Origin of the sequence: Peribacillus muralis, assembly GCF_001645685.2 — a bacterium.
Classification (GTDB): Bacteria; Bacillota; Bacilli; order Bacillales; family DSM-1321; genus Peribacillus; species Peribacillus muralis_A.
Window position 1 is genome coordinate 4,362,144 of record NZ_CP017080.1, and the last position, 26,707, is coordinate 4,388,850.

Here is a 26,707-nt window from a genome sequence, read left to right on the forward strand (position 1 = left end):
TCCTTTCACTGGCAAACTTCGATATTTCCCGGGCTATTTCCCTAATTTCCGCTCCCCCTCACTAGCTGTATTCTCTCATTTTTGACAAACTAGAAGGAAAAAACGGCTTGCATCCATAATCTTACATACACATGCCCTTTTCTCAGGAGACGGCCATGAATCGATTTATGGAGGAATAACATGTTCAGAAAACATGGACCAAGATTTATCCTATCCCTTTTATTCATGCTTGCTTTCCTTATTCCCGTTCTAACCAGCACCACATCATTCGCGGCAACAGGAGCAGGCTCCGTATCCTCTCCATTTTCCGTTTCCCAGGTCATTTCCCAGCAAGACGGCTCGATTAAGACGGTCTCGGGCTATGTCGTGGGTCAGCCCATCTCTGCCAATGCAGTCGTCACGAGCAGTTATCCGAATGATTATGCTTTGGCATTAGCAGACAGCCCTTCGGAAACGAACACGGCCAATATGGCGTATATTCAGGTTCCCGCATCTTTTCGCCCTGATTTCGGATTACAGTCGAAGCCAGCTTTAAAAGGGAAAAAAATAACGGTCACCGGTGTGCTTGGTGCATATTTCAGCCATCCTGGCATAAAGGATGTCACTGCCATGAACTCAAGCGATGCTTCCGTTCCGGTTACACCAGGCGCGGGCTCGTACTATGACACCGCAATTGGAAAATCAGGTTCATCGCTTAAGAATGCACTCCATGAAATCATCGATGACCATGTTGAAATATCGTATGCAAATGTGTGGGATGCTTTACGGGAAACCGATGAGGACCCGAATAACGCCAATAATGTCATTCTTCTATATACAGGACGCTCCCAAGGAAAAACAGTGAATGGATCCGGTGTCAATGATTGGAATCGTGAGCATGTTTGGGCAAAATCACATGGGGATTTCGGTACTACCTTAGGACCAGGTACCGACTTGCATCACCTTCGCCCAGCCGATGTTTCCGTCAACAGTACAAGAAATAACCTTGACTTCGATAATGGCGGTTCTGAACACTCGGAGGCAAAAGGGAATTATTATGATTCGGACTCCTGGGAACCACGCGATGGTGTCAAAGGCGATGTTGCCCGGATGCTCTTTTATATGGCAGTCCGTTACGAGGGTGATGACGGGGAAATAGATTTGGAGCTCAATAATCAAGTGAACAATGGCACTGCCCCTTATCATGGAAAATTGTCTGTCCTGCTGAAATGGAATGAACAGGACCCAGTCGATGCCTTCGAACGTAACCGAAACGAAGTCATTTATAATAAATACCAGCATAATCGCAACCCTTTTATAGATCACCCTGAATGGGCCTCCGCCATCTGGAAATAGTTCAGCTAAAGGGCTGTTCCTTGAAAAAGGGACAGCTTTTAAAATGGGCAACGTTTAACTTTCAGAAAAATCACATAATTTAATTTTGTTTAAATAGCAATAAATATGGATATTAATAGATTTTAAAAGCTGAAATTAAAGTAGACTCCTTTCATAGTAAGCGTTTTCATTTTTTTCTTTACAATCTATCTATTAAAATATATTATTTAGTTGTAATATTATGTGAAAAATCAATAAATAATATGTAAGCAGCTCTACTAGTGATAAAATGCTAGATAGGGAATATGAAACTCCAACATAGAAAAGGGGAAAATTATGCAAAACTCCAAAGAATCTCAACTGCACAGAGGATTGGAAGAAAGACATATCGCATTAATGTCTCTTGGTGCAGCCATCGGTGTCGGTCTATTTCTTGGCTCGGCATCTGCGATTAAATTGGCCGGTCCTGCCATAATCATTTCATATGCAATTGGCGGCCTCATGATCTATCTTATCATGCGGGCACTAGGAGAAATGGCAATAAAAAATCCAGTGGCTGGCTCTTTTAGCCGCTATGCAAGCGAATATGTCGGACCTCTTGCCGGCTATATCACCGGTTGGAACTATTGGTTCGTTTGGATAGCCACCTGTATGGCTGAAATTACGGCGGTCGGGATTTACATGCAATTCTGGTTTCCTGGAACCCCGCAGTGGGCATGGGCGTTAGCCGCTCTAGCCATCATGACGACCATTAACTTTCTTGCTGTAAAGGCATACGGTGAATTGGAGTTTTGGTTCGCCCTCGTTAAAATCGTGACGATCATCCTTATGATCGTTCTTGGCTTCGGAATGATCATCTTCGGATTGGGCAACGGCGGAATCGCGGTTGGATTCGGCAACCTTGTGGAGCATGGCGGATTTTTCCCTAATGGCATTTCCGGCGTCATGCTTTCATTCCAAATGGTCATGTTCGCCTACTTGGGAATCGAAATGCTAGGTGTTACCGCAGGTGAAGTTAAAAACCCTGAAAAATCTTTAAAAAGAGCCATCGATACGGTCTTTTATCGCATTTTACTTTTTTACGTTTTAGCTCTTACGGTCATTCTATCGATCACTCCATGGGATCAAATGAATGGTGAAAACAGTCCATTCGTAATGATGTTCGACAAAATCGGAATCCCGGGTGCAGCAGGGATCATTCAATTCGTCGTTCTGACTGCGGCCCTATCATCATGTAACAGCGGTATCTTCAGTACCGGAAGAATGTTGTTCAACCTGGCCCAGCAAGGTGAATCACCTAAAAGCTTCGAACGTACGACAAAATCGGGCGTTCCTGGCGTGGCCATCATCGTTTCGGCTGTCGTGCTTCTATTCGGCGTCTACCTGAACTATATGGAAGCGGATAAGGTTTTCAGTTACGTTACAAGTGTCGCTACATTCGGTGCACTTTGGACATGGGGAACCATACTTATCACGCAAATCATCTCAAGGCGGAAAATGAGTCCGGGAGAAAAACAAGGTTTATCCTATAAGATGCCTCTTTTCCCATTCACGTCTTACCTAACTCTCGCTTTCTTGGTATTCGTAATGGTTATACTCGGCTTTTCGGCAGATACGCGAATCGCCCTTATCGTCGGTCCGATTTGGATCATCCTGCTCGTAGTCTTGTATTATGCGACAGGCTTGCATAAACGAAGCAGATAAATGCACAAGAGGGTGCCCCATTCAGCGTGGGCACCCTCTTTTTTTTCACTTACTTTTTCCCTCTTCTACTCATGGCCCCGTGGACCAACACACCCGCGCCCCCTACAATAACGAGGATAGGCAAGTTTCCTATGATGAATACGATGATTCCCGAACCGGCTTTAAGCAGTAGATTCGCACTCGTTGCAAGCTGTTTCTTCGTTCGCTCCCATGTATTCAAGTCCTCATTATCAATGCCTGGTACAATGATTCCATCCTGTGACAACGTAATCGTGACCGTTGAATAGGAAGTTTGGTTTTCAATATACTTCATTTGCCCGGTAAGCTGCTCTATTTCTTCTTGAACCGCGGCAAGATCAGTGGATATTTTCAGCAGGTCTTCCGTCTTTTTGGCTTCCTGCATAAAGGCAAGCAGCCGTTCCTCTACAGTCTTCTTTGACTTCAATCTTGCTTTTAGATCCACATATTGCTCCGTTACATCCTGGCCGGTCACATTTCTTCCGACCACTTTCGAGGCTTCACCTTCGCTAGCTGAAAGGAAATCCTGAAAGCGGGCTTCCGGCACTCGTACCGTTATCGCCCCCTCCATCTTTTCTTCATTCTCCCGGTACACATTGGACTCGACGACATACCCTCCGTATTCCTTTGCCTTCTCCTCAATCTTCCGTTGCACCTTTTCAACGTTCTTTACCTTCAATTCTAGCTGGGCTTGATGAATGACCTTCCTTTCATCAGTAAGCCCTTCTTGTTTGGCGACTTTTTCTTCCGGCTTCTCATCACCGGAAAAGGAAGCATCCATTTTACTGCTCGCCTTTTGATCCTCTGATTCCGACACTGAATCCTCCTTTCCATTGCCGCTGCATGCCGCAAGTAAACAGAACAAGCTGAATATAAGCATCATTTTTTTCCGGTTCATCGTCATTCCTCCTATTCTTACTAGTACCGACGAATAGGATGGAAAAAAGTTACACTCATTTGCATGTAGTAGTTCCAACACAAAAAAGAAGGCGTCCAACTCATGCCGGAACGCCCCCCATTTTTGCCTTATTTATTGATATTCGTAATCCTGCCTTCCAGATCCGCGGTGATCTTACCGCCTTTGAACGTTGCTTTCACATAGGTAACGAAGGCTTCCAGATCAGCGTGTCCGAATACACGGTTCTTGCCTTTCAGGACGGTATAGTTATCCCCGCCGCTCGCCATGAAGTCATTGACGGTGACCGTATAGGTTTCATCATCCTTTATCGGGGTCCCGTCCGCCTTCTTCAGTAATGTGACCCGTTCCGTGACCGGCTTACTGAAGTCAGCTGTATAGCTCAACCCTGAAATTTGCAACGTTTTCGGGGCTCCTTCCACGATCCATTGCTGTTGAAGCAACGTTTTCACTTCCGCTCCGGTTAGCTCAAGCTTAACCAAGACATTGCCGAACGGCTGGATTTTCGCCAAATCGGAAAATGTCACTTCCCCCTTCGGAATGTCCGCACGAATTCCGCCTGGATTCATGAACGCAAAATCGGAATTCAAATCGGCCTTCATTGAATCGGCGATTAAATTTCCAAGTGCCGTTTCCTCTGTGTAGGCATTGGTTCTGACAATCTTCTCTTCCGTTGTCCCAAGCGGTGCTTTCAGCTCTGGGAACATATTTAAATAATCATTGATGAATTTCGTCGTCCCTGCATCCGCCGTAATGCCATCTTGTGTCACGGTCACAATTTCAGCTGACTTTTTGACAATATCCTTTGTCGCCGGATCGATCTCCAAATCGACATCTTCGAAAGCCGTCCCATAAGAATAAGCTTGTACAATCAATTTATCATCGACATAATTGTTGACCTTTGCATGATTATCTCCGGCCAAAATCACATCGACTTCATCATCGACGGCTTTAGCTAAATCCGCCACTTCACCTGTGATGACTCCGTCTTTTTCAGTACCTGGGTCATGTGAGATGATGACGATCGACTTGACGCCTTTCTCCTTCAATTCGGCAACCGCTTTATTCACGGCAGGTGCCTGCTCGATGAACTCCACATTCTTAATGCCATCCGGGCTGACTTTTTGAGGTGTGGCATTCGTGACTACACCGATGAAGCCAATATCAACCCCACCGACCTTTTTTATGACATAAGGGTCCAAAATAGGCTTTTTCGTGTCTTTATATACGACATTGGCAACTACATATGGAAAGTTCAATTTATCGAATACGACATCGGAGGTAGGTGACTTGCCGCCATTGATTTGGGCCATCAAGGTTTCCACCCCTTTATCGAACTCATGGTTTCCAACGGTGCCGACATCGAATTTCATATCATTCAAAAACTGAAGCGTCGGTTTATCCTGGACCAATGAAGATACCGGGGAACTTGCCCCGACGGCATCACCTGCCGATAGTAAAAGTGTATGCTCAGGGTTTTCCGCTTTACGCTGCTTCAGATGCGCTGCCAAATAATCCGCACGCCCTTGCTTGATACCGCCAAAATCGGAGGTCGTATCGAGCTGACCGTGAAAATCATTAATACCGAGCAATTGCACTTTAACATTTTCTCTCCCTAGATTGAATTTGTAAATGCCGAAGCCTTTATCATCCTTTTTCCCTGTATACGAGATCGGGCTGTTTTCATTTAAATAATCCGCACCCTTCGGCGATGAAGTGAACGTTACATTCACCTTGCCGGAAATCGGGGCAATCGACCAGTTATCATCAGCGGTTGGATTGATTTCACCCTCTTGCGTGATGTAATCCATCAAGATTTGGCGATTTTCATCGGCAGAGTCAACAACATATTCGCTTCCCTTCACTCCCGGGAAGTTCCCGCCGCCTGAAGCGCGGTAATTATTCGTCACGACGATGAAATCCTGGTTCGGATCGATCGGTTCACCGTTATATTTCAACTCGGCAATCCTGCTTGAATCCGACACCTTCGTTCCTTTTTCATCATAGCGCGGAGCCTTGGTAACATCGATTTGATAGGTCACCCCGTCGATGACGTCAAAATTATAAACGGCAAACTTTCCATTGAGCAATTCCTGTTCCTCAGTCTTGGCAGGATCGATCGTATTATATTTCCCTGCCGACATCTCAAGCCATTCCTTGACGACGGAACCTTTGATTTTGATAGCCTTTAACGTATTGTCATATAAATATAAGTCGCCGGCGCTGCGAATGGTCAGACCGCCTTGTTTGATTTCCGTGAATTCCTCGACTCCATTGCGTCCCGCTTTGAAAGGAGCTCCTACAGAGAGAATCGGAAGGTCCATGTATTCCGGTCGGTTGTTCTTGATGTATTTCTCTACATACCATTTCTGGGCGCTTGTCACGACTTGTACGGAAGGATCATCCTGTACAAGGGCAAAGTAGCTATGGATCGGTGCTGTAGTCGTTCCAATCGGTGTATTGACATACTTGATCGTTCCTTCATGATCCTTTTTGACCGCTTTGACGACAGCCGGATCTTCGGCCGCTTTTTTCCCTGTCAATTTGTCGTTGATTGCGCGAGTCGATGAATCCGAATGGACGACTTTCCATTTTCCTTTGATGCTCTGGATATCGAGGTCGATGATCCCTAGATTACTGCCGCCATATCCTGCTTGAACGGCCGGGACACCATTAATGGTCCCTTTTTTATTATCGACACCTTTGAGGACCTTGCCTTGGCCATCCTTAAATAGACTGTCTAACGATGCTTCATCTTGTGCCGGAAAGACTTTATGTGTATGGGAGAACGTGATTGCATCGATACCGGACACCTTACTTAATGAATAAATGACATCCTCGGTATTCTTGGTGTCGCCATTGAATCCGGAGTGTGTAAGTGCCACGATCACATCCGCACCCTTTTTCTTCATTTCTGGAATATACTTGTTCGCAGTCGCGATGATTTCCTTCGTAATGACCTTGCCTTCAAGATTCGCCTTATCCCAATCCATGATTTGCGGCGGAGCGAATCCTATATAGCCTATCTTTACCGCTTTTTCATTTCCATTGATATCCTTTACCTTCTTGGTGACGATTTTATAAGGAGAATATTTATTTTTATCGTTTTTCGGATCTTTGTCTTTATCCTTTTTATAAATATTCGCATTGACATAAGGGAAGTTCGCATCGTTGATGGCTTCATCCAAATAAGATAGGCCGTAATTGAATTCGTGATTGCCGAATGTGGCCATATCATAATCAAGCAGGTTCATCGCTTTATAGACAGGGTGGACCTCACCCTTTTTCAGTGGCGCTATATTCGCTTTATACGTACCTAGCGGCGTGCCTTGAATAAGGTCGCCATTATCCACCAACACACTATTTTTCACTTCTTTTCGTGCTTGCTTGATCAAGGTCGCCGTGCGGGCAAAGCCGACCGATTCGGATGCGGCATTTTTATAATAATCATAGCCCATCAGGTTCGTGTGTATATCGGTCGTTTCCATGATCCTCAATTCGAATGGTGCATCTGAAACGGAGGTTGCCAGGCTGTTTCCGAAGTTGCTCGTATTGCCGTTATACTTGGAAACCACCGACACTTTGACCCAATCACCCGATTGGTACGAGTTGAAGTATGCAGAGAATTTTTGGGCCGATTTAATATCCGTCTCAACCGCTGACTGTGAAATGACCTTCGTTCCATGCATCAGCTGAAAGACAACGCTTTCATTTCCTTTGTTGCCTTGTTTCGGTGTGACGGTTACAGTCGCCTTGGTCCCTTTTGTGTAACTAACATCAGGAGCGGAGATGACAAATGGTTTGGACGCCGGCTTTTTGGAAGCCTCTTTGGCCGATGTCTCCCCCGGCACGGCAAATGGAGCCGTAATCAAACTTACAGCAAGCATCGGGGCGAGCATTTTTTTAACTTGAATCTTGAACGACATACTTCACAACCCTTCTATTTTTGTAAAATGCTAGAATAATATACCATGATTTTGTCGAAAAAACGTCACAATTTGCGGTAATATTAAGAATTTTGGATAATTGGTACTATTTATCTATTCATTTTCCTAATAACCCGCTCCTTTTACAGGTCACTCAAGAAAATGTTTGCTAAAACAATGGATAAATGTCAAATCACCAGTATAATCTTGTAAACTCAAAAAAACCGCAGGGCAAGGTCACCTACGGTCTGACAAGCTATTTACCTATAAAACCCGATCGATCAAGCTGGCTGAAACCGGCTCGATGCCCAGCTCCCTCGCCCAAATGGACAACTGGCCAATATGGTGGATTTCATGCGCAATCAAATGGTTCAATATTCTGTCTACATTATATTGACGGCCACCCATCCAAGCTGGTTCAACCATGTCATTCCCCTCTTCAAATGAAGGCAAGTTCAAATAACCCAATACATCACCGTGATAACACCTGGATAATTCTTCCACTTTCTCGATTGTATAATAGGAGTCCAGATTTATTTCGACATCCGCCTTCCCCTGGATAGCCCGGATCCAGCTGTATTCGACATCGATAATATGTGCCAGCGTCCGTAAAATGGTGCCCATGCCTCCCGTCCGCTGTCGGTTAAGTTCCTCATTCGATATGGACCGGCACCATTGAAACCACTCTTTTCGCACCTGCCAGTTATACGTGAATAATGTCAGCATTCCACTCCCCCTTATTCACTTCAGCCCTTCGTATCGGTAATAATCCTGGCGTTGAATCGTCTTGAATCCGCAAGATTCGTAGAGCTTCAAAGCATGATCATTCGTCGCCTCGACTTCGAGAAAAATATCATATCCGAGCTGAGATTGTTCGGCTACAAGCTTTTTCAATACCTTTCTGCCAAGCCCCATTCCCTGGTATTCCGGAAGGATCGAAAATCCATAAATCCAAGCTTCCCCGCCAGAGTGATCCACACGGATTTTACCAACCGCCCGACCATCACTTTCAATCATCATCGTTTTCAGTGTATCCTCATAGAGAATGCGCTGATAATAATCCCTTGCCTCTTTTTCCGTAAAATGAAAGCAGTGGATATCCAGCAGTATTTCCGTTTCTTCATCATTTCTCCGGGAAGGACGGATGACGACATCTTCATACCCATCCAGCTCCGTTTGGGACCATTTCATTTGATATTCGGAAAAAGCAAGCTGGCAGGGCAACTCCGCCAAAAAACCTTTTCCGGAAGGTGATTGAGCTGGTGAATTCAAGATGATCGACTTATATTCCCGCTGTATTGCGCTCTCTAATGCCTCATCCAGCAAATTTGTGAAAATTCCCTGCCTTCGGAACTCCGGATGCACCATCCCGCACATCTCGATCTTGTTCCCAAAATCATAAAGCCCAAGAAAACCTACAAGATTTGACCCATCATAATGAAAAAAATCATTTTGATGAATACCATTACGACTGCGAAGAGTTTCCCAGTTCAGCTTTAATGTAAAATCGCCACTTTCACATTCCCCCTGGAGAACTCGAATTTCTTCCAGCTGTTTTTCTTTCAAGATCGTCACCCCTTTTCCATACTATCAGTTTATTACCAAAATATAAGAAAAACAGCACCCCTTTATGGGATGCCGCAAACTTTTTGTAAGTTTTTTTAATATGTTGTTTTTTTAAAAGTATTTTCACTTTAATCCATAAAACTAAAATCGTACAAGAGGAGGATTTCACATCTAATTCCATGGACGGATGAATTATTGTAGTAAAATGATTCCATTTGAGGATTATTTTTTACCTATTTTATGTTATATTCCAAATAATGGTTGGAGGTTTTTTATTTGACTATTTAAGGGGGGATATTGATATCCATTGGACCTATTTCTTTATACCCGAATTCCGGATTCCTTTTTCATGAGAACCCGAAACTCGGTTTTACCACCTAGTACATGACGTCCTTTAGGTTATCGTTTCGTTTTATGAGCGGACTTTTTTAAGTTCTCTACGTCCGTTGACAGTTCTTTTAATTGTTTACCGAAGCGGAAGAGCAAAAACATAGAAACGACGAATGGATAGCCAAATTCGCTAACTAATGACACCCACACAGTAGCATCCTCAATCATCATCCTCTTCACCCCTTTTCTTGTATCTGATATATAAAGTGAAACTTGTTTTAAAAAATCAATCTAGCACTATTGATTCATGGAAAAAAGAACGAATGTTCGTATATAATTGATTTATTCCCCTTGTCTATCACTTTAATAATTAAAGGAGGGATAACAATGAACCCATCAACTTCTCATTTTTTTTCTCATTCATTAGAGTTTTTGCAGCAACAGTACTCATCTTTCTTTGAACAGCCGATCATTCACGTATTTTTACAAAACCCAGAGCATATGAAGATTTTCACCGAGACTCTTGACACCCCTTCTTCTCACAACATATGTCATCTCAACGAGACTTTCAAAATTTTCTATTACCGGGCTAAGATATATAAATACATGTGCTCCTTGATTTATTTTTTCTCCGTTGATTTCGATAAAAGGGCGAGGAAGCAGCGGGAACGCTATCGCATGGTACTTGATGCGACACCGAGCGATGCTGGCGGAATGATCGATCGAATCGGGAATTATGACGGTCAGCTTGAAAAAACGGGGGAAACGAATGATCTCTCCTCACATATTAGTGATGAAGAAATGATAAAGGCGCTGCAGAAGCTAACGGCCAAACAAAACCTGGTACTGACGATGATCTTTTCTTATGGACTATCCAATAAAGAGATTGCTGCCTATTTCCATGAGTCACCCCAGAATATTTCAAGCATCCGCAAGCAAGCACTCAAAAAGCTCCGAAAGCACTATACGGATGAGGTATATGATAGAAAGGAGAAAAGCCATTGTGGATAGTAAACTTTCTAAAGAAGAGCTGATGAGCTTAATCAATTCCCTGAATCCTAAAATAAAAAAATCATTAAAAAACACAAACTATCAAGACCGGAACGATCTCGAGCAAGAGATCAAGCTGAAAATCATTGAATCCTATGAAAAAATCGCGGCAATAGAGGCACCCAACTTCGAGGAGTTCCTTTCCGAATTCCTGAATAAGCAAAAACAATGAATAAGCACCAAGTCCGGATCAGGCTGGACTTGGTGCTTTTCTTCGGAAGAAATCAATAAACGGGCTTCAAGGTCAGCTTATCACCTTTTGGATCATTCATTACCGTTTGGTGATACGTCCCATCTGCCCAATCGTCAAGCTGATCGTGGTACCATTCGCTTTTGACGTTACCTGATTGGCCAGGTCCAACGAGATGATAGGCCTTGCTCATGTCGGATAGATCCATGACAAACCTCCAGGAGCCGCCATGATTAACGGTTCCGTCTTCCAAAAATGCCGCTGCCTGCACCGTGACACTGCTGCCGCCGACAGGCACACCGCCGTCGCTGTTAAACAAATAATTCAACGGGGTGACGCTCGATAGCGGGTGGTTGAACCTTACCTGATGGTAGTCCCCCCATTCCCAATCAGCTATATCGTTCCCTTGTGTTTCCTCCAATTCGGCTAACGTCCGCTGAAGCGACTTGGCAAGCACCTGCTCAAGTCCGCCTCCCTCTTCGATCCACGGACCGGGCTTACCGTCCAATGCCCGGCGCAGCAGTTCATCAATGGCAGAGCGCCTTCCATTAAAGAGGTTGAGGGTTTCCTCCGGTATTTCTTCTTTAAGCAGGACATCCCCTATATTTCGCATCCAGACATTAAAAATCATCGGTGCCGCCTCATCCACGGAATCAATATGATTCCACTTCCTTAAGATTCTCAGCGCCTCTTCTTCCTGTTTACCAGCTGAGCCCTTCAATACCTCCAGGAATCGGGGAGCAAACTCCTTGGCCTGAAGATTCACCTGATCCATCTGCAACGTTTGCATGTCTTCGGCCGTCAGCTTTTTATTGGCCTTTAAAAACTCCTGTATCCTCATCTGACGGTATGGCTGGGCCCAGTTATTACTGATGTGGTAAGGGTAATCATCTGAAATCACTTTATTATTCGCTGTCGAAATGAACCCTTCCTTCGGGTTGATCGTTTTAGGCAGTTCATCAAATGGGATGTAGCCCTTCCATTCATATTCACCCGTCCAGCCAGGAACAGGCAGCATGCTATCCCCCTTTTTCCGAATCGGGATTTTCCCGTTTGCCTTATAGGCAATGGTCCCGTCGGTGGAGGCAAACACAAAATTCTGCGCTGGCGTTTCGAATTTCAAGAGAGCCTTTTCGAAATCGTTCCAGTTTTCCGCTTTATTCATATTCAACACCGCTTCAAGCTCTGCGGATGGATCAAGTGCCGTCCACCTTAATGCAAGCACGGTATCTTTCCCGCTTTTGCCGGCAAACTCGGAGATGACCGGTCCATGACGGGTAACGGTCACCTGATAATCCAGGCTTTTGCCATCCTTCACCTTGATCGGCTCGTCCACGATTTCAGCTTTTTCCCATTTATCGTTGAAAGCGAATTCCCTCTCGTTTTCCGGGTTTCTTTTCTCAATGAATAAATCCTGGACATCCGGCCCCGTATTGGTCACGCCCCATGCGACCTTTTCATTATGACCGAGGATGATCCCCGGAATTCCGGCAAAAATCACTCCGCTCACATTGACTGTCGGGGCTTCCAAATGCATTTGATACCAAACGGACGGTGTAGCCAGCCCAAGATGTGGATCATCCGCCAATAAGGGCTTGCCGGAATCGGTTTTGCTTCCCGAAACGACCCAATTATTGCTGCCATTGAACTCATAAGGAACGACGGCCGATGCGAAACTTTTCTCAATATCCAGCTCCTCCTTACTGATGATATAAGGAGCATCCTTTGGATAATCCGGAAATAAATCATACGCCTTTTCCTTCGGGAACGTTTGCAGCAAATACTGCCTGAACGCCTGGTCCTCCCAATTCCCGCCTAAATCAAAGGCCATATATTTACCGATCGTCAGCGAATCGACGGCTGTCCACCGCTCTGGTTCATATCCGAGTAAACTGAACTCGACCGGCCATTTTCCATTCTCCTTGAGCTCATCGATATAAAGATTGACCCCCTCGGCAAACACATCCAACGCTTCTTTCCCTTCGGATGTATATTCCGCGTAGGAGGCTTCAGCCGCCCGTCTCAGCCCAAGAGTGCGAAAATACTTATCATTTTTCACCGTCTTCTCGCCAATCACCTCGCTCAATCTTCCTGACGCCTGACGCCTGCTCAAATCCATTTGAAATAAACGGTCCTGCGCCTGGACATATCCTTGAGCTAAATACAAATCATGCTCATTCGTAGCATTGATATGCGGGACCCCCCTGGAATCCCTCACCACCGTAACCGGTTTCAAAAGACCCGGCAGCGAAACTTCCCCCTTCGTTTCAGGCAAAGACCTTGAAAGAAATACATTCGCGGCAATCAAAGCAGACAGCAAAAGCACAATCAAAATACCCAAACTCCATAATGCCCGCCTTCGCCACTTCCGCTTCGGCGTCTGCTGAGGTACGGCAACTTCCATCGACTCATCTCCCTCTCCCATTAAAAACTCTCATCTTTCTACTTAAGATATTCCGCGCCCCCCTCCATCTTTCCTACCAACCTCGATTAATTTTGCCAGTTTTCCGAAAATAATAGAATCCCGTCCGAGTGATCGGAGCGGTTACTCACGAATTGGGGCGGGGTTCTCCTGATTTTGGAGCTTTTACTTGCGAATTTGAGCAGTTTACTCGCCAATTTGAATTTTCTCTTGATTATGAGGGTTTCACTCGTAAATTTGGGCGTGCTTCTCATTAATTTGATGCTTTACTCTCAATTTTGGGCGGGACTCTCCTGATTTTGAAGCTTTACTCGCGAATTGGAACGTTTACTCGCCAATTTGAGCGGTTTACTCGCCAATTTTAGGCTTTTACTCGCCAAATTGAGCAGTTTACTCGCCAATTTTAGGCTTTTACTCGCCAAATTGAATTTTCTCTTGATTATGAGGGTTTCACTCGTAAATTTGGGCGTGCTTCTCATTAATTTGATGCTTTACTCTCAATTTTGGGCGGGACTCTCCTGATTTTGAAGCTTTACTCGCGAATTGGAACGTTTACTCGCCAATTTGAGCGGTTTACTCGCCAATTTTAGGCTTTTACTCGCCAAATTGAGCAGTTTACTCGCCAATTTTAGGCTTTTACAGTCAAGCCCTTATTATTGTGTAAATTCACTAACACAATGTTTTCAACCATATAATTTAATGTTTCCTCAGATTAAAAAGCTATTTTAGAGGTACGCAAAACTCTATCCTGACACATTTTTTTTGCGAAACTTTCATGATCATCTTCTCTCACATTCGGGCAGGGCTGTCAAAGGCTTTTCACTTTGACGGTCCTGTTCGAATGTGAAATTATTCATGATGAAAGTTTCACAAAATAGGTACTTGGACTATCCTTTTTTCTTAGCGTAAACCGTGTCTTGATACTGCATTAATACGGCACCTATTAATCGGAAGGCTGATTGGGTATTAGGAAAGATTCGGATGACTCTTTCTCTTCTACGAACTTCTTGGTTTAAACGTTCCAGCGAGTTGGTACTGCGGATGTGCTGCCTGATTTTTTCTGGATGATTCATGTATTGAACGGTGTCTTCGAACCCTTCATCTAAAATTTGAAGGGCTTTTTCATATTTTAATTCCTCCCCGAATTTATCGATTAACTCCGCTTTGAATAGACGACAATCCTCAATCGTGACAGCCTCAAATACCCGTTTAATCATTAAACGAATGTCGGATGATCCCTTTTTGGGCAGTTTCTCTAAAATGTTCCGCTTAAAATGGACATTGCATCTTTGCCAGGAGGTTCCAATGAAATCGCGTTGGATCGCTTTTTGTAATCCTTGATGGGCATCAGAAATCACCAGCTTAGGGGATTGAAGGCCACGAGATTTTAGTTGTTTAAAGAACTGGGACCAGCATTCAAAACTTTCAACATGATCGATATGTACCCCTATAATCTCCCGCTTATTTTGTTTGGTAAGAGCTGTGGCGATATATACGGCTTTTGAAACAACCTGTTGGTGCTCACGCACCTTGATATACATGGCATCCATGAAAATAAAGGGATAGTACGTGATATTTAGGGGCCTAGTTGCCCAGCCATTAACAATGGGATCCAGCTTTTGGGTAAGCGAGGAAACAAAAGACTTTGAAACACTTTCTCCGCAAAGCTGTTCGACAACATGGGTGACTTTCCGAGTAGAGACCCCATTGATCACCATCTCCAACATGGAAAGGATAAGCGCCTGATCACACCGGGCATATTTTTCAAAAACAGAAGGGGAAAAGTCACCAGTACGCGTCCTGGGTACCTTCAATTTAATCTTCCCAATACTCATCGTAAAGTCACGTTCATAATAGCAATTCCGATAATCCTGACGTTCGGAGGAACGCTCATAAGATGAAACTTGTAGATAGGCGTCTCTCTCCTTCTCCATAAACTCATTTAAGATTAATACAACCGCTGATTTAATCACGTCATCCATTGTAGAATTCATAATGGATACTTTTAAAAGATCGAGATCAAGGTTAAACTGTAACTGAGTCATTTTATTCCTCTTTTCAATGTGATTTCTGTGGTAGAAAACATTGTTTCCAAGAGTGAACGAAATGACTCTCTTTTTTTACACAATTATACGGACTTAATCGCTTTTACTCGCCAAATTGAATTTTCTCTTGATTATGAGTGTTTCACTCGTAAATTGGGGCGTGTTTCTCCTGATTTTGATGCTTTACTCTCAATTTTGGGCGGGACTCTCCTAATTTTGGAGCTTTACTCGCCAATTTGAACGTTTACTCGCCAATTTCAGGCTTTTACTCACCAATTTAAGCAGTTTACTCGCCAATTTTAGGCTTTTACTCGCCAAATTGAGCAGTTTACTCGCCAATTTTAGACTTTTACTCGCCAATTGGAATTTCCTCTTGTTTATGAGGGTTTCACTCGTAAATTGGGGCGTGTTTTCTCCTGATTTTGATGCTTTACTCTCAATTTTGGGGCGGGACTCTCCTGATTTTGATGCTTTACTCGCGAATTGGAACGTTTACTCGCCAATTTAAGCAGTTTACTCGCCAATTTTGGGCTTTTACTCGCCAATCCTGCTCTTTTACTCTTGCGTAGAATGAAAAAGCATCGATACGATGTATGTATCGATGCTTTGTTTAGCTATTGGCCAATATGTATTCGATCACTTGATCTACGTCATCCGTATAAAGGAGGGACTTGTCAAAGTCATGGGCGGCCTTCGTCTCTGCTACGATGTATTCCATCGGAGAGAGGAAGCCGAAGAGTCTCTTCCATTTATTGTTTTTTTCGAGTAGCTTTCTTTCCTTTTTTATATCTTCTGGGATGAATTCATTGATGATGTAGCAAGGGTCGGTATATGTCGGTTGCTGAAAGCGTTCATTCAGGCTTTGTAATTTTTCTTGGTCCCATTCCACTCTGATCAGATCGGATATGACCTTTACATTTTGGATTGAGTCGCAGATGCGTTTTGATAACGCATCATATTCTTCATCGTCCAGTCCGTGATCTGTCATGATTCCTATACAATACCATTTTTGAAATGATTCATCGAGATTCTCATTTTTCTTGAACATGGTTCATCCACCTTTCTTCGATGCTCTAAAAAAAGACACCCTATCAAGGATATCTCCATCATACTGGCTGAATGGCCAGACCTCTTTGCTTAAAGATGGATTCCATGGCCTGCGCGAACGATAGGAAGGCTTTTACCTGATTGGCAAAGTCAAGTTTGACAATGCGTTTCACCACATCAGGGGTAAAGCCGACAACGATCGTTTCCGTTCCCATGAGCAGTAGTGCTCCCGCTAATTGCTCAAGCAGCAATAGCAAATTACTCTCCTTCGTAAACGTAATCCCGGAGAAATCAATGATCAATATTTCCGCGTTTAGCTCTGCACATTTTTCCAGGATCCTTGACTGCATCGATTCCATTCTCCAGTCATCGACGCGTCCAATCATCGGGAAGAGCAGCACATCCTTCAATACAGTCTGAACGATTGGAGTCGCCAACTCTTCCATGACTTCTTGGTTTTCCTTTATCTTCTGCAATGAATCATTTGCCACCTTGGCCAGTTGTTTATAATGATTGACATAGCTTATGCTGATACAGTGAATGTATTGGTCGAGGATCGAATCGATTATCGAACTTGCCTTCAGCAATATTTCGATGGAATAGTACCGATTGCTTACTTCTTCTTCAATGAAACTCCAAAAAAGATTACGCAGCAGTTGGGCTTCCTCTATATTTTTATCTAAAGGTATGCCCATGTCCACGATACGCCTTCCTATTTCCATTCCTGAAATTTTCATACTTGCCATCGCTTCTTCCTTACCATGAATCAGTGCATCGGCATGAATTTGAATGAGCTTTGATCTTACCTGTTTACTCGTTTCAAGGTCATAGCGTGAATCCTCTTCATCAAATAATTCAATATGCTCCACAAGTATTTTTTTGAATTTCTCGATTTTTTCTCCGATCATTCTTAATTGTTCCATTTCAACCTCCCCCATACAGGGCTTTTATCACATTTTATCAAATTTTTTAAGGTTTGTGATATAAAATCCTACTTTTACCAATATGATAAGAGACGTTTACCCCATTCACAAAAAGGGTATCATGATATATGACTTGGAGGGATTACCATGAAAAAGAATCAACGAGACTTTGAATCTGAAAATATGAGCGATTTAGTCGAGCTCATTAACAGTAAAAATAACAGCCGCAGGATCTTGGATGTACTACGGCGTAATAAAAAAGATAAAACGAAAAGCAAAGATAAAAAATGAAAAAGCCCAGACCAATTTGGCCTGGGTTTTTGCTTGCATAAATTCACACTGGTTCAGGACTATCTTTTTCTCTGTATTTCCTTCACATGGTTTCCTTCAGTCGTAATATAGACCGTTTCTCCGATCTTATAGTTTAAATAACGGTCACAATCAATTTCCAACGTTTCCCCATTGTTGAATTTCATTGCGCAATTGGAGCCTTCTTCGGTTTTCGACACAGATATGACCTTGTTCGTCTTAAAACCGATCGCCTTGCCATCGGAGAAATGGGGATAGTACTTTTCAACGATCTCCACCTTTGCCAATCTGCCCGGACTTGTTAAGTATACAATGAACAATATTATTAATACGGCTATTAACCCAATGAGAATTACAGCTTTCCGTTTCACTCTATTTATTACCCTCTTCTCTTATCAATCTATTCTTCCATATCCTTTTCACTAGATTATATTCAGCGTCCGGAAAATCATGATAGAAAAGCACATTTTAGTTACCGATTTTCACCTTTTCAACCATAATGACACAAAAGGCAGCCAGGATAATGAGGATGGATACAGCCGAGATGACCCCGCCCCAACCGAACTTCATCAAGAATAAACCGCCCGATGCCCCAACAACACTGGAGCCTGCATAGTAAAACAGCAAATATAAAGACGATGCTTGCGCTTTTTCGTTTTTTCCGGCTAACCTTCCGATCCAGCTGCTTGCGATGGAGTGAGCTCCAAAAAAACCGAATGTGAACAGGGCAAGCCCGAATATTTTCAGCAATAGTGGTGCCGCTAAGGTCAATAGCGCCCCCATCAGCATGATTGTGATCCCGGAGAGAAGGACGCCCCTCCGCCCATATTGGTCGGCTAGCTTCCCCATCCAGGTGGAACTGAATGTCCCCACAAGATAAATGATGAAAATGAAGCCAATCAATGTCTGTGATAAATGATATGGTGGTCCCATTAATGGTATACCCACAAAGTTATATACGGTAACAAACGACCCCATCAATAGAAAAGCCATACCGAATAAGAGGATGAGCCTGCCATTCCTCAAGTTATTGAGAAGGGAGGCTTTGATTCGCGACAATGACACTTTATTGCGAATCGCATGCTGGGAAGGGGGAAGCATCCACCAGAAGAACAGACTAATGACCAAACTTAATGCGCCAAGGCTGCCGATTGCGATATTCCATGAAAAATGATCGGTCAGCACCCCGACAATCAGCCGGCCGGCCAAACCGCCGATGCTGGAGCCGCTCACATAAATGCCCATCACATAGCCGAGGCTTTTCGGATGGACTTCTTCATTGATATAGGCCATGGCTATTGCCGGGAAGCCGGCAAGCACTGCTCCTTGAATCGCCCTTATGGTGATCAGGATGTACAGATCATCCTGTATGAAGCTGACGCATATGGATAATAAGGCAGATAACGTGAGCGCTGTCCCCATTATTTTTTTTCGATCGATGTTTTCAGAGAAAAAGGAAACGAGCAATAAACAGATGGCAAGCGTCCCTGTCGCGAATGATAATGTCAGGCTTGCCATTGCAGGGGAGACGCCGAATTGCTTGGCGAATACCGGAATGACGGGCTGCGTACTATACAGATCGGCAAACGTTACAAAGCTGCCAAGAAATAAAGCCAAGATCGTCATTTTGAATGATTTTCCAGCAGGCTCGATATAACTCACATTAATTCAGACCCTTCACGATTTAAACTTTCCCCCTATGTTAATACGAACGGACCTCGTTGTCTATTTTGCCGCATGAAGCTTTCCGCTTCATGAAAAAACCCTTCACAATAAGAAGTGAAGGGATTTTTCGTCCATATTCCAATTAGTCTTTCACCCGCTCGCTTTTTTTAAGCAGCCAGTATACTGGCATGCCTATGACGAGGATAATTAACGAGTATAAGGCATCCAGCGGTGTATCGAGCAATGTGCTGACGACAATATATACGGCACCAGCTATCGCTACAATGGGAATGATCGGGTACAGCGGGACTTTATACGTTTTTGCATCCGGATCCCTCTTGCGCAGGATGAAGACGGCAAAGAAAGCTAATCCATAAAAACAGAAGACGGAGAATATCGCCATATTCGTAAGTTTGTCAGGGTTTGTCACAACCATCATGATGATTGCAATGATCACTTGCAAGATCGTCGCATTGATGGGCGTTTTGAACTTCGGCGATATTTTCCCGATTTGCTTATGTCCAGGCATCATTTTATCGTGTGCCATCGCCAGGGTAATCCTCGGAAAGGTCAGGAGCTTCCCGTTCAGGCAACCGAATATCGAAATCAAAATTCCGATCGCGATCAATTTTCCGCCCAATTCACCAAATAGCATCGTTGCCGCCACATTCGCAGCATTCGTGCCATGAGCGACGACGCCCTCTGCACCCAATATATGAAGCATGGCGAGGTTAACGGCCAAGTATGCGACCATGACCACGAGGATGCCCGTGATGATTGCGCGCGGTAATGTTTTTTGGGGATTCTTCATCTCTCCTGCCATGAAGCCGACGTTCATCCAGCCATCATATGCCCACAGTGTAGCCAATATCGCTCCAGCCATACTGATTTTCATTGAGCTTTCACTCGTTACATTGAATACTGGCATATCACCTTGGGCAATCCCGAATACGGCGATGAAAAGGATCGGGATCAGTTTGCCGACGGTCGATAAGGTTTGGATGATCCCTCCGTACTTCGTTCCGAGCAAGTTCATTGCTGCCAAAAATACGATCGTTATGATTCCTATGGCCAGCGTGTAATCGGTAGATATATTGAAAATTCCTGAAACCAATAACCCGAAATATAAACTGAGGGCTCCCATGACAGCAGGTCCATATACCAATGTTTGCACCCAGCCGCAGAGGAATCCCCAAACTTTTCCGTACACTTCTTCAAGGTAAACATACAAGCCACCCGTTTTAGGAATGCGTGTACTCACTTCAGCAATCGTCAAACCGCTTGCCAAGGTAATGAGACCGCCTATCAACCAAGCTAATAACGCCATGGTGGAATTGCCGCTTAGCTCAAGCACGTCACCAGGTTTCATGAAAATGCCAGAACCGATAACCGTTCCAACTACAATAGATGTTCCAACCCAAAAGCCAATCGTTTTCTTTAACTGGTCGTTTTTCATTTTGTCCTCCCCGCGTGTACAAGTGTGTTTATTTTATACTAAAATTATATCATAAAAATTATCCGAGAATAGTTTATGGAATAGTTTGAATTTTTTTACATAATTGCAAATACCATGATACCACTACGCTCATAGCGTTTTTTTCTTTTTAATTTTTTTCTATTTCTTTGTGCATTTTCACTTAAATCCGAATATTTCTTTAACCACCAAAGAATAATGATTATTTTTCGCAAAAAAAACCGAATTTAAAAATCACAACACAACAAATCATTCGGTATATTTTTCTGCACATAAAAAATCCACCCCTCTCTAACGGGGTGGACTGCATTCTCTATACACGCTTCAATTCATATCACCAAATAATGAATAATAAGATCACTGCCAACACGATGCGGTAGATGGCAAATGGCGTCAATTTCACTTTATTGATTAAAATCAAGAAAAAGCGAATACAGAATAAAGCAAAGATAAATGCACTGATGAAGCCTGCAATGAAGAATGGCAGAACTTCAGGAGTGAAAGAATCCCAATACTTGACGACTTTCAACAGACTGGCACCTGCCATGATCGGAACTGCCATGATGAACGTGAAATCGGAAGCGGCCCGATAGCTCATCCCTAAAAGCACCCCGCCTGAAATCGTCGAGCCTGAACGGGAAAACCCCGGCCATAGTGACAAACATTGGATCAACCCGACTCCAAGTGCTTGTTTGTACGTGATTTGGTCAACCGTTTCAGCAGTCAGCTTCGGACGGAATTTATCCGCAGCGATCATCAGGAACGCGCCAAGGAACAACCCGATGATGACTGTCTCTATCCTGAATAACTTGTCATCGATGTAATCTTCGAATAATAGACCAAAAATGCCCGCCGGCAGCAATCCGACGAATATCTGCAATAAGTTAAGCTTTTGACCGTTCACTGCAGATGTGCCTTTCAGCTTCTTTAAACCAAGCAAGTCCATGAACCGTCCCCAGAAGAGCACGACGACGGCGAGTATCGAGCCAAGCTGGATGACCACCTTGAAGGCATTGGCCACTTCACTACCGAAGAGTTCTTTCGAATTCAGCCATAAGTCATCGACAATGATCATATGCCCTGTAGACGAAACAGGCGCAAATTCAGTTAATCCTTCTACAAGACCAAGGACAACCGCGACAAAAATTTCCCACATATTCATTTCATTCACCTCTTAATTCGAACACCTATTTATGGAAATACCATATGTATTTTACGCGTTGTTTAAATTATTGTCTATTAAACATTGCTGAAACATTTTTGGGGAAAAGGTATGATAGGTTCTAAATCAGTTTAAAGGGGATGTGATGATTTTGCAAAGCATAAAAATTTTCGCCCATAGAGGCTCGAAGGGAACGCACCCGGAAAATACCATTGCCGCCTTTCAAAAGGCTGCCGAAACAGGAGCGGACGGAATCGAATTCGATGTCCATCTTAGTGCTGACGGGGAATTGATCATCATCCATGATGAAACCCTCGATCGGACCACCTCCCTTACCGGATTCGTGAAGGACCATACTGCCCAAAAGCTGAAAACCGGGGATGCCGGGGTCAAGTTCTCCAAGCAATTCATTGGCGAGCGAATCCCTTTCCTGGACGATGTTTTTGACTGGGCCAAGGGTAATCACCTATTGATGAATATCGAACTGAAAACGGATAAACTGGCCTATGAAGGAATCGAACAGAAGGTCATAGATGCAATTCGCCATCATGAGATGGAGCAGCGGGTGATCCTCTCCTCCTTTAACCATCAATCGATCGAAAAGGTGAAGCTGCTCGCTCAAGATCTTGAGCGCGCCTTATTGTTCGAGGGGATCCCGGAAAACCTGGAACAAATCTTGCGCGATAAACAAGAATCCGGCTTTCATCCCGATAAAAACAGCCTGACGGAAGCGACCAATGAACTGGCGAAAACACTTGGATATAAAATCAGGCCGTGGGTCGCCAATGAGGAAACCGATATCATCAAGCTCGCCAAAATGGGCGTTGACGTGATCATGACGGATTATCCTGAACGGGCGATAAAAACGGTAAAGTCCTTGGATTCGAACGGCTGAACAAAGCGAAAGAGAAGGAGCCGATGCCCCTTCTCTTTCTAATCCATGTTATTCAGTTAATTAGCGAGAATAGTTTGATCCGCCTAATTGTTGTTCAGCCATTTGAACCAAACGTTTCGTGATTTCTCCACCAACGGAACCGTTAGCGCGAGCAGTAGTGTCGGCACCAAGATTCACGCCAAATTCACTTGCGATTTCATATTTCATTTGTTCTAGAGCTTGCTCTGCGCCAGCTACTACTAGTTGATTGCTGCTGTTGTTGTTTGCCATGTGTTTTCACCTCCTACTAATATTAATTAGCATTTTGAGCTTAAATTATTATTGCCAATTTATTGAATTATTTTTTCTTTGGCAATTCTCATTCCAAAGCTCTTTATCATGATTTCCTTTGACTGCTCATAAACTGTTAGGAAACTTTCTTTCAGTAGGAGGGGAAAGCATTGCAAATACATGTGGTTAGGCCAGGCCAGACGTTATATGGCATCGCCCAGACATACAGCGTGACCGTTGATCGGCTCGTTGAATCAAATAAAATTCCTAACCCAAACAATCTTGTTACGGGGCAGGCCCTTGTCATTCCGATCGTCGGCAGCTATTATTTCGTGCAGCCCGGTGATAGTCTTTACTCCATTTCCCAAAAGGTTGATGTCCCTGTTCAAGAGTTGGCGAATATAAACGGTCTTCCTGAAGGTCAATCCCTTTCCGTCGGATACCGGCTCTATATACCGGCACGCAAGAAACGGACTGCCGAATTCAATGGGTACGTCGAGCCTAGGGGTACGACGGTCGCTCCTGCCCTGGAAACGGCAGCAAGGGAAGCCGCCCCCTATTTAACCTATTTAGCTCCATTCAGCTTTCAGGCGCTTCGTGACGGCTCCTTAAAGGAGCCATTGCTCAATAATTTCCCTGCCATCGCCAGAGAAAATAAAAACGTCCTGATGATGGTGATCACGAACCAGGAAAATGACCAATTCAGTGATGAGCTCGGGCAAATCATCCTGACGAATACGTCCGTTCAAAATAAGTTCCTCAACAACATCGTTACGACTGCAAAGAAGTATGGATTCAGGGATATTCATTTTGACTTTGAATATTTACGGCCAGCTGATAAGGAGGCCTATAATCAATTTCTCCGGAAAGCGAAGGAGCGCTTCAAAAAAGAGGGCTGGTACATTTCCACGGCGCTTGCCCCGAAAACCAGCGCGGACCAAAAAGGACGCTGGTATGAGGCTCATGATTATAAGGCACATGGGGAGATCGTCGATTTCGTGATCATCATGACTTATGAATGGGGTTATAGCGGCGGCCCGGCCATGGCCGTCTCACCGATCGGTCCCGTTCGCGAGGTGCTTGAATATGCCGTCACCGAGATGCCATCCAACAAAATCCTGATGGGTCAAAATCTATATGGATATGATTGGACCCTTCCCTTTGTACAGGGGTCCACAGCCAGGGCCGTAAGCCCTCAGCAGGCGATACAACTCGCTGCCGATAATGACGTTTCCATCGAATATGATGAAACCGCACAAGCTCCCCACTTCAATTATACGGATATTGAGGATAGGAAGCATGAGGTTTGGTTTGAAGATGCCCGTTCGATTCAGGCAAAATTCGATTTAATCAAAGAATTGAATCTCAGGGGGATGAGTTATTGGAAACTTGGTTTATCCTTCCCTCAAAACTGGCTGCTCATCAGCGATAACTTCAATGTGCGCCGAAGGGTTTGAGAGCGGAATGGGGCTTTCGGCAAGGTTAAGGAATAATGGAAAACATTCAGGCATATAATCGACTATCGAGCATGAAGTCCGGATTTCAAGGATACGTGACTCAGTCATAAAAGCCTTCCGGCGCTTATCGGAAGGCTTTTATCGTGATTCAAAGTTTTCCGCCCCAGCCTTATGAGCCAAGTCTTTCTTGTCCATACTAAAAGGATCAGCTTAAAGGGTGTGAAAATATGATCAGAATCGGTCCAATCAATACCGCCGTTCCCAGATTTCCGCGTTTCATCAGATTGCTTTCCATTATCGCCTTATTTTTACTATCATTCGGAATATTGATTCACCTAGTCGAGCCTAAAAGGTTTCCCACCTTGCTTGATGGGATCTGGTGGGCCATCGTGACCATGTCAACGGTAGGCTACGGCGATTACACGCCTGTGACCAACCTTGGTAAAATCATCGGCATGCTTCTCATCTTGTCAGGTGTCGGCTTGATTACGTCTTATTTTGCGTACATTGCAAAAATGTCCATATCCACTGAACAGCAATTCCTTACAGGAAAGAAAGACTATGCCGGCGGCGGACATTTTATCATCGTAGGCTGGAATGGCCGCTCTAGACGGATCATCCAAAACATCCATGATCGCAAGCATCATCAATCCATCGTCCTTATCGATGATACGCTGCAAAAGCACCCCCTTCCAAGGACAAATATTCACTTCGTGCACGGAAAAGCGACCTTGGATTCCGTTCTGAAGAAAGCGAATATAAAACAGGCGATACGAGTTCTTATCACTGCCGATCTTAAGCAGGACGAGCTGCAAACGGATATGTTTTCCATTTTGACATTGCTTGCTGTCAAGGGGCTCAATCCTGATGTGTATTGCCTTGTGGAGATTTTAACCCATGAACAAAAGGAAAATGCCTTGCGTGCTGGTGCGGACGGAATCGTCGAAACGAATAAATTTGCGAGTGAATATATGCAGGATTGTTTATCCAAGGGAATGGTCGGGGAAGCCGAAGAGCAAACTGAAGGGACAGGATTGAAAATCAAACAGCTGCCCATTCAGGAGACATGGGCAGAAAAGACGTTCAAGCGGTTGAGTATGGAGCTTTTGGAACAGAACATATTGGTGATCGGCATCATATCAGGAGGCGAGACCTACATCAAGCCCCCCGCAACTGCACTCATCCAGCGCAATGATGTCCTGCTCATCATCGATGATTAATGTAATAATAGCTTTTCCAAATCACGGACAAGCGACTTCCCATAAGAGATATAGTTCTCCGGAAAATCGGCATCCGGATCTTCAGGCTCGGCAAATTGGTTGAAGGAAGCAGAAAGGTTCCCGATATTCCCTTCATCGTCAATGCCGTCCTCGTACTTATGGGACAATAAGAACGGCTGTAAAAGCTCAACCATCGCCCCATCCTTATCGAGTGAACCATCAATGGCCTTGAACGGGACACGAAGGAATTGGTACCCATCGCTATCATCCATTTTGTAATCGAAAGAGCCATGGTCATAATCCCAGCCGCCGCCAATTACATAGCCTTCCGGTTTTAATTTCGTCTCCAGATCGAACAAGCCGAATGTTTTCCCTTCCAACTCAGAAGAAATTCTGATCATCGTAAAAAACCCCTTCGCTAATTTTTCTATTAGCATAACCAAAAGGCATAAAAAAAACCTGGAATGTCCTTATTCTTCCTTCGATTGTTTATAGAGGAGCATGGCCTTGTCACTGATTTCCAAGCGGTCCCCAGGCATTTGCGACGGTTCGGTCCCCTCTTTCGCCTCACTGGATTCACTCCTTTGCAATCGCTGGAGCTGCATTTCGATTTTCTGCATTTCCTGCTGCAGTTCTTTTAGCTTCTGCTCCTTGTCCTTTGCTTCGTCATCCTTTTGGTATACTTCCTGGATATCCGCTTGCAGCTCCGTTTTCCGTTTTTCCAGCTCCTTGATTGCATTGGCCGAATCGCCTGCTCCAGCACTCGGGTAAGCGGAGCTTGTCGATGATGATATGTTCATACCT

At 44.2% G+C, this 26,707-nt stretch carries 25 protein-coding genes; 8 read left to right on the plus strand and 17 right to left on the minus strand.

The window, feature by feature from the left end; genetic code table 11:
- Window positions 1-180 precede the first annotated feature (180 nt).
- Complete coding sequence (locus ABE28_RS21205) at window positions 181-1,335, plus strand: endonuclease (RefSeq protein WP_064462467.1); 1,155 nt, start codon at window positions 181-183, stop codon at window positions 1,333-1,335.
- Window positions 1,336-1,650: 315 nt separating this feature from the next.
- A complete protein-coding gene (locus ABE28_RS21210) occupies window positions 1,651-3,018 on the plus strand; it encodes an amino acid permease (protein WP_064462466.1) in 1,368 nt (455 codons plus the stop codon).
- A gap of 49 nt (window positions 3,019-3,067) precedes the next feature.
- Here the strand turns inward: ABE28_RS21210 and ABE28_RS21215 are convergent, their stop codons facing one another.
- The 5 genes from ABE28_RS21215 to ABE28_RS24720 all read right to left on the minus strand — a co-directional run bounded on the left by ABE28_RS21215 (window position 3,068) and on the right by ABE28_RS24720 (window position 10,005).
- The gene (locus ABE28_RS21215; protein ID WP_064462465.1) at window positions 3,068-3,934 is read right to left on the minus strand and encodes a DUF4349 domain-containing protein; all 867 of its coding nucleotides are present in this window, start codon (window positions 3,932-3,934) and stop codon (window positions 3,068-3,070) included.
- Window positions 3,935-4,062: 128 nt separating this feature from the next.
- Window positions 4,063-7,878 carry a bifunctional 2',3'-cyclic-nucleotide 2'-phosphodiesterase/3'-nucleotidase gene (locus tag ABE28_RS21220; protein ID WP_064462464.1) on the minus strand — a complete coding sequence of 1,272 codons (3,816 nt, stop codon included), beginning with the start codon at window positions 7,876-7,878 and terminating at the stop codon, window positions 4,063-4,065.
- A gap of 264 nt (window positions 7,879-8,142) precedes the next feature.
- Complete coding sequence (locus ABE28_RS21225) at window positions 8,143-8,604, minus strand: DinB family protein (RefSeq protein WP_064462463.1); 462 nt, start codon at window positions 8,602-8,604, stop codon at window positions 8,143-8,145.
- Window positions 8,605-8,619: 15 nt separating this feature from the next.
- Entirely contained in the window at window positions 8,620-9,453 is an 834-nt protein-coding gene (locus ABE28_RS21230) for a GNAT family N-acetyltransferase (protein WP_257390656.1), read from the minus strand.
- A 390-nt stretch (window positions 9,454-9,843) separates the two neighbouring features.
- On the minus strand, window positions 9,844-10,005 hold the full coding sequence (locus tag ABE28_RS24720; RefSeq protein ID WP_083232185.1) for a YvrJ family protein: 162 nt from the start codon (window positions 10,003-10,005) through the stop codon (window positions 9,844-9,846).
- Between the two features lie 156 nt (window positions 10,006-10,161).
- Between ABE28_RS24720 and ABE28_RS21235 the strand changes: the two genes are divergently transcribed.
- On the plus strand, window positions 10,162-10,785 hold the full coding sequence (locus tag ABE28_RS21235) for a sigma-70 family RNA polymerase sigma factor (RefSeq protein WP_083232186.1): 624 nt from the start codon (window positions 10,162-10,164) through the stop codon (window positions 10,783-10,785).
- Complete coding sequence (locus tag ABE28_RS21240; RefSeq protein ID WP_083232187.1) at window positions 10,778-10,996, plus strand: hypothetical protein; 219 nt, start codon at window positions 10,778-10,780, stop codon at window positions 10,994-10,996. Before ABE28_RS21235 ends, ABE28_RS21240 begins: the two co-directional genes overlap by 8 nt.
- Window positions 10,997-11,048: 52 nt before the next feature.
- On the opposite strand, the gene ABE28_RS21245 is transcribed toward ABE28_RS21240, so the two are convergent.
- From ABE28_RS21245 to ABE28_RS21260, 5 genes are all read right to left on the minus strand, one after another.
- Window positions 11,049-13,418 (minus strand): penicillin acylase family protein, encoded by a 2,370-nt coding sequence (locus ABE28_RS21245; protein ID WP_064462461.1) that lies wholly within the window; start codon window positions 13,416-13,418, stop codon window positions 11,049-11,051.
- A 905-nt stretch (window positions 13,419-14,323) separates the two neighbouring features.
- A complete protein-coding gene (locus ABE28_RS21250) occupies window positions 14,324-15,481 on the minus strand; it encodes an IS256 family transposase (RefSeq protein WP_069191724.1) in 1,158 nt (385 codons plus the stop codon).
- A gap of 210 nt (window positions 15,482-15,691) precedes the next feature.
- Window positions 15,692-15,841, minus strand: coding sequence for a hypothetical protein (locus ABE28_RS25320; protein WP_156775870.1), 150 nt, complete (start codon window positions 15,839-15,841; stop codon window positions 15,692-15,694).
- A 250-nt stretch (window positions 15,842-16,091) separates the two neighbouring features.
- Complete coding sequence (locus tag ABE28_RS21255) at window positions 16,092-16,529, minus strand: hypothetical protein (RefSeq protein ID WP_064464243.1); 438 nt, start codon at window positions 16,527-16,529, stop codon at window positions 16,092-16,094.
- Window positions 16,530-16,587: 58 nt separating this feature from the next.
- Window positions 16,588-17,451 (minus strand): STAS domain-containing protein, encoded by an 864-nt coding sequence (locus tag ABE28_RS21260; RefSeq protein ID WP_064464245.1) that lies wholly within the window; start codon window positions 17,449-17,451, stop codon window positions 16,588-16,590.
- Window positions 17,452-17,598: 147 nt separating this feature from the next.
- On the opposite strand from ABE28_RS21260, the gene ABE28_RS25325 reads away from it, so the two are divergent.
- Window positions 17,599-17,742, plus strand: a complete 144-nt coding sequence (locus ABE28_RS25325; RefSeq protein ID WP_156775872.1) for a hypothetical protein — start codon at window positions 17,599-17,601, stop codon at window positions 17,740-17,742.
- A gap of 59 nt (window positions 17,743-17,801) precedes the next feature.
- Here ABE28_RS25325 and ABE28_RS21265 read toward each other — a convergent pair whose 3' ends face one another.
- The 4 genes from ABE28_RS21265 to ABE28_RS21280 all read right to left on the minus strand — a co-directional run bounded on the left by ABE28_RS21265 (window position 17,802) and on the right by ABE28_RS21280 (window position 22,061).
- Window positions 17,802-18,131 carry a hypothetical protein gene (locus ABE28_RS21265; protein ID WP_083232188.1) on the minus strand — a complete coding sequence of 110 codons (330 nt, stop codon included), beginning with the start codon at window positions 18,129-18,131 and terminating at the stop codon, window positions 17,802-17,804.
- 97 nt (window positions 18,132-18,228) lie between these two features.
- Complete coding sequence (locus ABE28_RS21270) at window positions 18,229-19,422, minus strand: MFS transporter (RefSeq protein ID WP_069191725.1); 1,194 nt, start codon at window positions 19,420-19,422, stop codon at window positions 18,229-18,231.
- A gap of 145 nt (window positions 19,423-19,567) precedes the next feature.
- A complete protein-coding gene (locus tag ABE28_RS21275) occupies window positions 19,568-20,881 on the minus strand; it encodes an APC family permease (protein ID WP_064464251.1) in 1,314 nt (437 codons plus the stop codon).
- A gap of 352 nt (window positions 20,882-21,233) precedes the next feature.
- Window positions 21,234-22,061 carry an undecaprenyl-diphosphate phosphatase gene (locus ABE28_RS21280; protein ID WP_306807306.1) on the minus strand — a complete coding sequence of 276 codons (828 nt, stop codon included), beginning with the start codon at window positions 22,059-22,061 and terminating at the stop codon, window positions 21,234-21,236.
- A gap of 151 nt (window positions 22,062-22,212) precedes the next feature.
- Here ABE28_RS21280 and ABE28_RS21285 point away from each other — a divergent pair, with 151 nt between their 5' ends.
- A complete protein-coding gene (locus ABE28_RS21285; protein ID WP_167353419.1) occupies window positions 22,213-22,956 on the plus strand; it encodes a glycerophosphodiester phosphodiesterase in 744 nt (247 codons plus the stop codon).
- 60 nt (window positions 22,957-23,016) lie between these two features.
- On the opposite strand, the gene ABE28_RS21290 is transcribed toward ABE28_RS21285, so the two are convergent.
- Window positions 23,017-23,226, minus strand: a complete 210-nt coding sequence (locus ABE28_RS21290; protein ID WP_064464255.1) for an alpha/beta-type small acid-soluble spore protein — start codon at window positions 23,224-23,226, stop codon at window positions 23,017-23,019.
- A gap of 170 nt (window positions 23,227-23,396) precedes the next feature.
- Here ABE28_RS21290 and ABE28_RS21295 point away from each other — a divergent pair, with 170 nt between their 5' ends.
- Window positions 23,397-24,683, plus strand: a complete 1,287-nt coding sequence (locus tag ABE28_RS21295) for a glycoside hydrolase family 18 protein (RefSeq protein WP_064464257.1) — start codon at window positions 23,397-23,399, stop codon at window positions 24,681-24,683.
- 227 nt (window positions 24,684-24,910) lie between these two features.
- Window positions 24,911-25,903 (plus strand): potassium channel family protein, encoded by a 993-nt coding sequence (locus ABE28_RS21300; RefSeq protein WP_064464259.1) that lies wholly within the window; start codon window positions 24,911-24,913, stop codon window positions 25,901-25,903.
- Here ABE28_RS21300 and ABE28_RS21305 read toward each other — a convergent pair.
- Both ABE28_RS21305 and ABE28_RS21310 read right to left on the minus strand, forming a co-directional pair.
- Window positions 25,900-26,304, minus strand: coding sequence for a YugN-like family protein (locus ABE28_RS21305; protein ID WP_064464261.1), 405 nt, complete (start codon window positions 26,302-26,304; stop codon window positions 25,900-25,902). The genes ABE28_RS21300 and ABE28_RS21305 overlap by 4 nt on opposite strands.
- Window positions 26,305-26,373: 69 nt before the next feature.
- Window positions 26,374-26,703, minus strand: a complete 330-nt coding sequence (locus ABE28_RS21310) for a FlxA-like family protein (protein WP_064464263.1) — start codon at window positions 26,701-26,703, stop codon at window positions 26,374-26,376.
- Window positions 26,704-26,707: the final 4 nt, after the last annotated feature.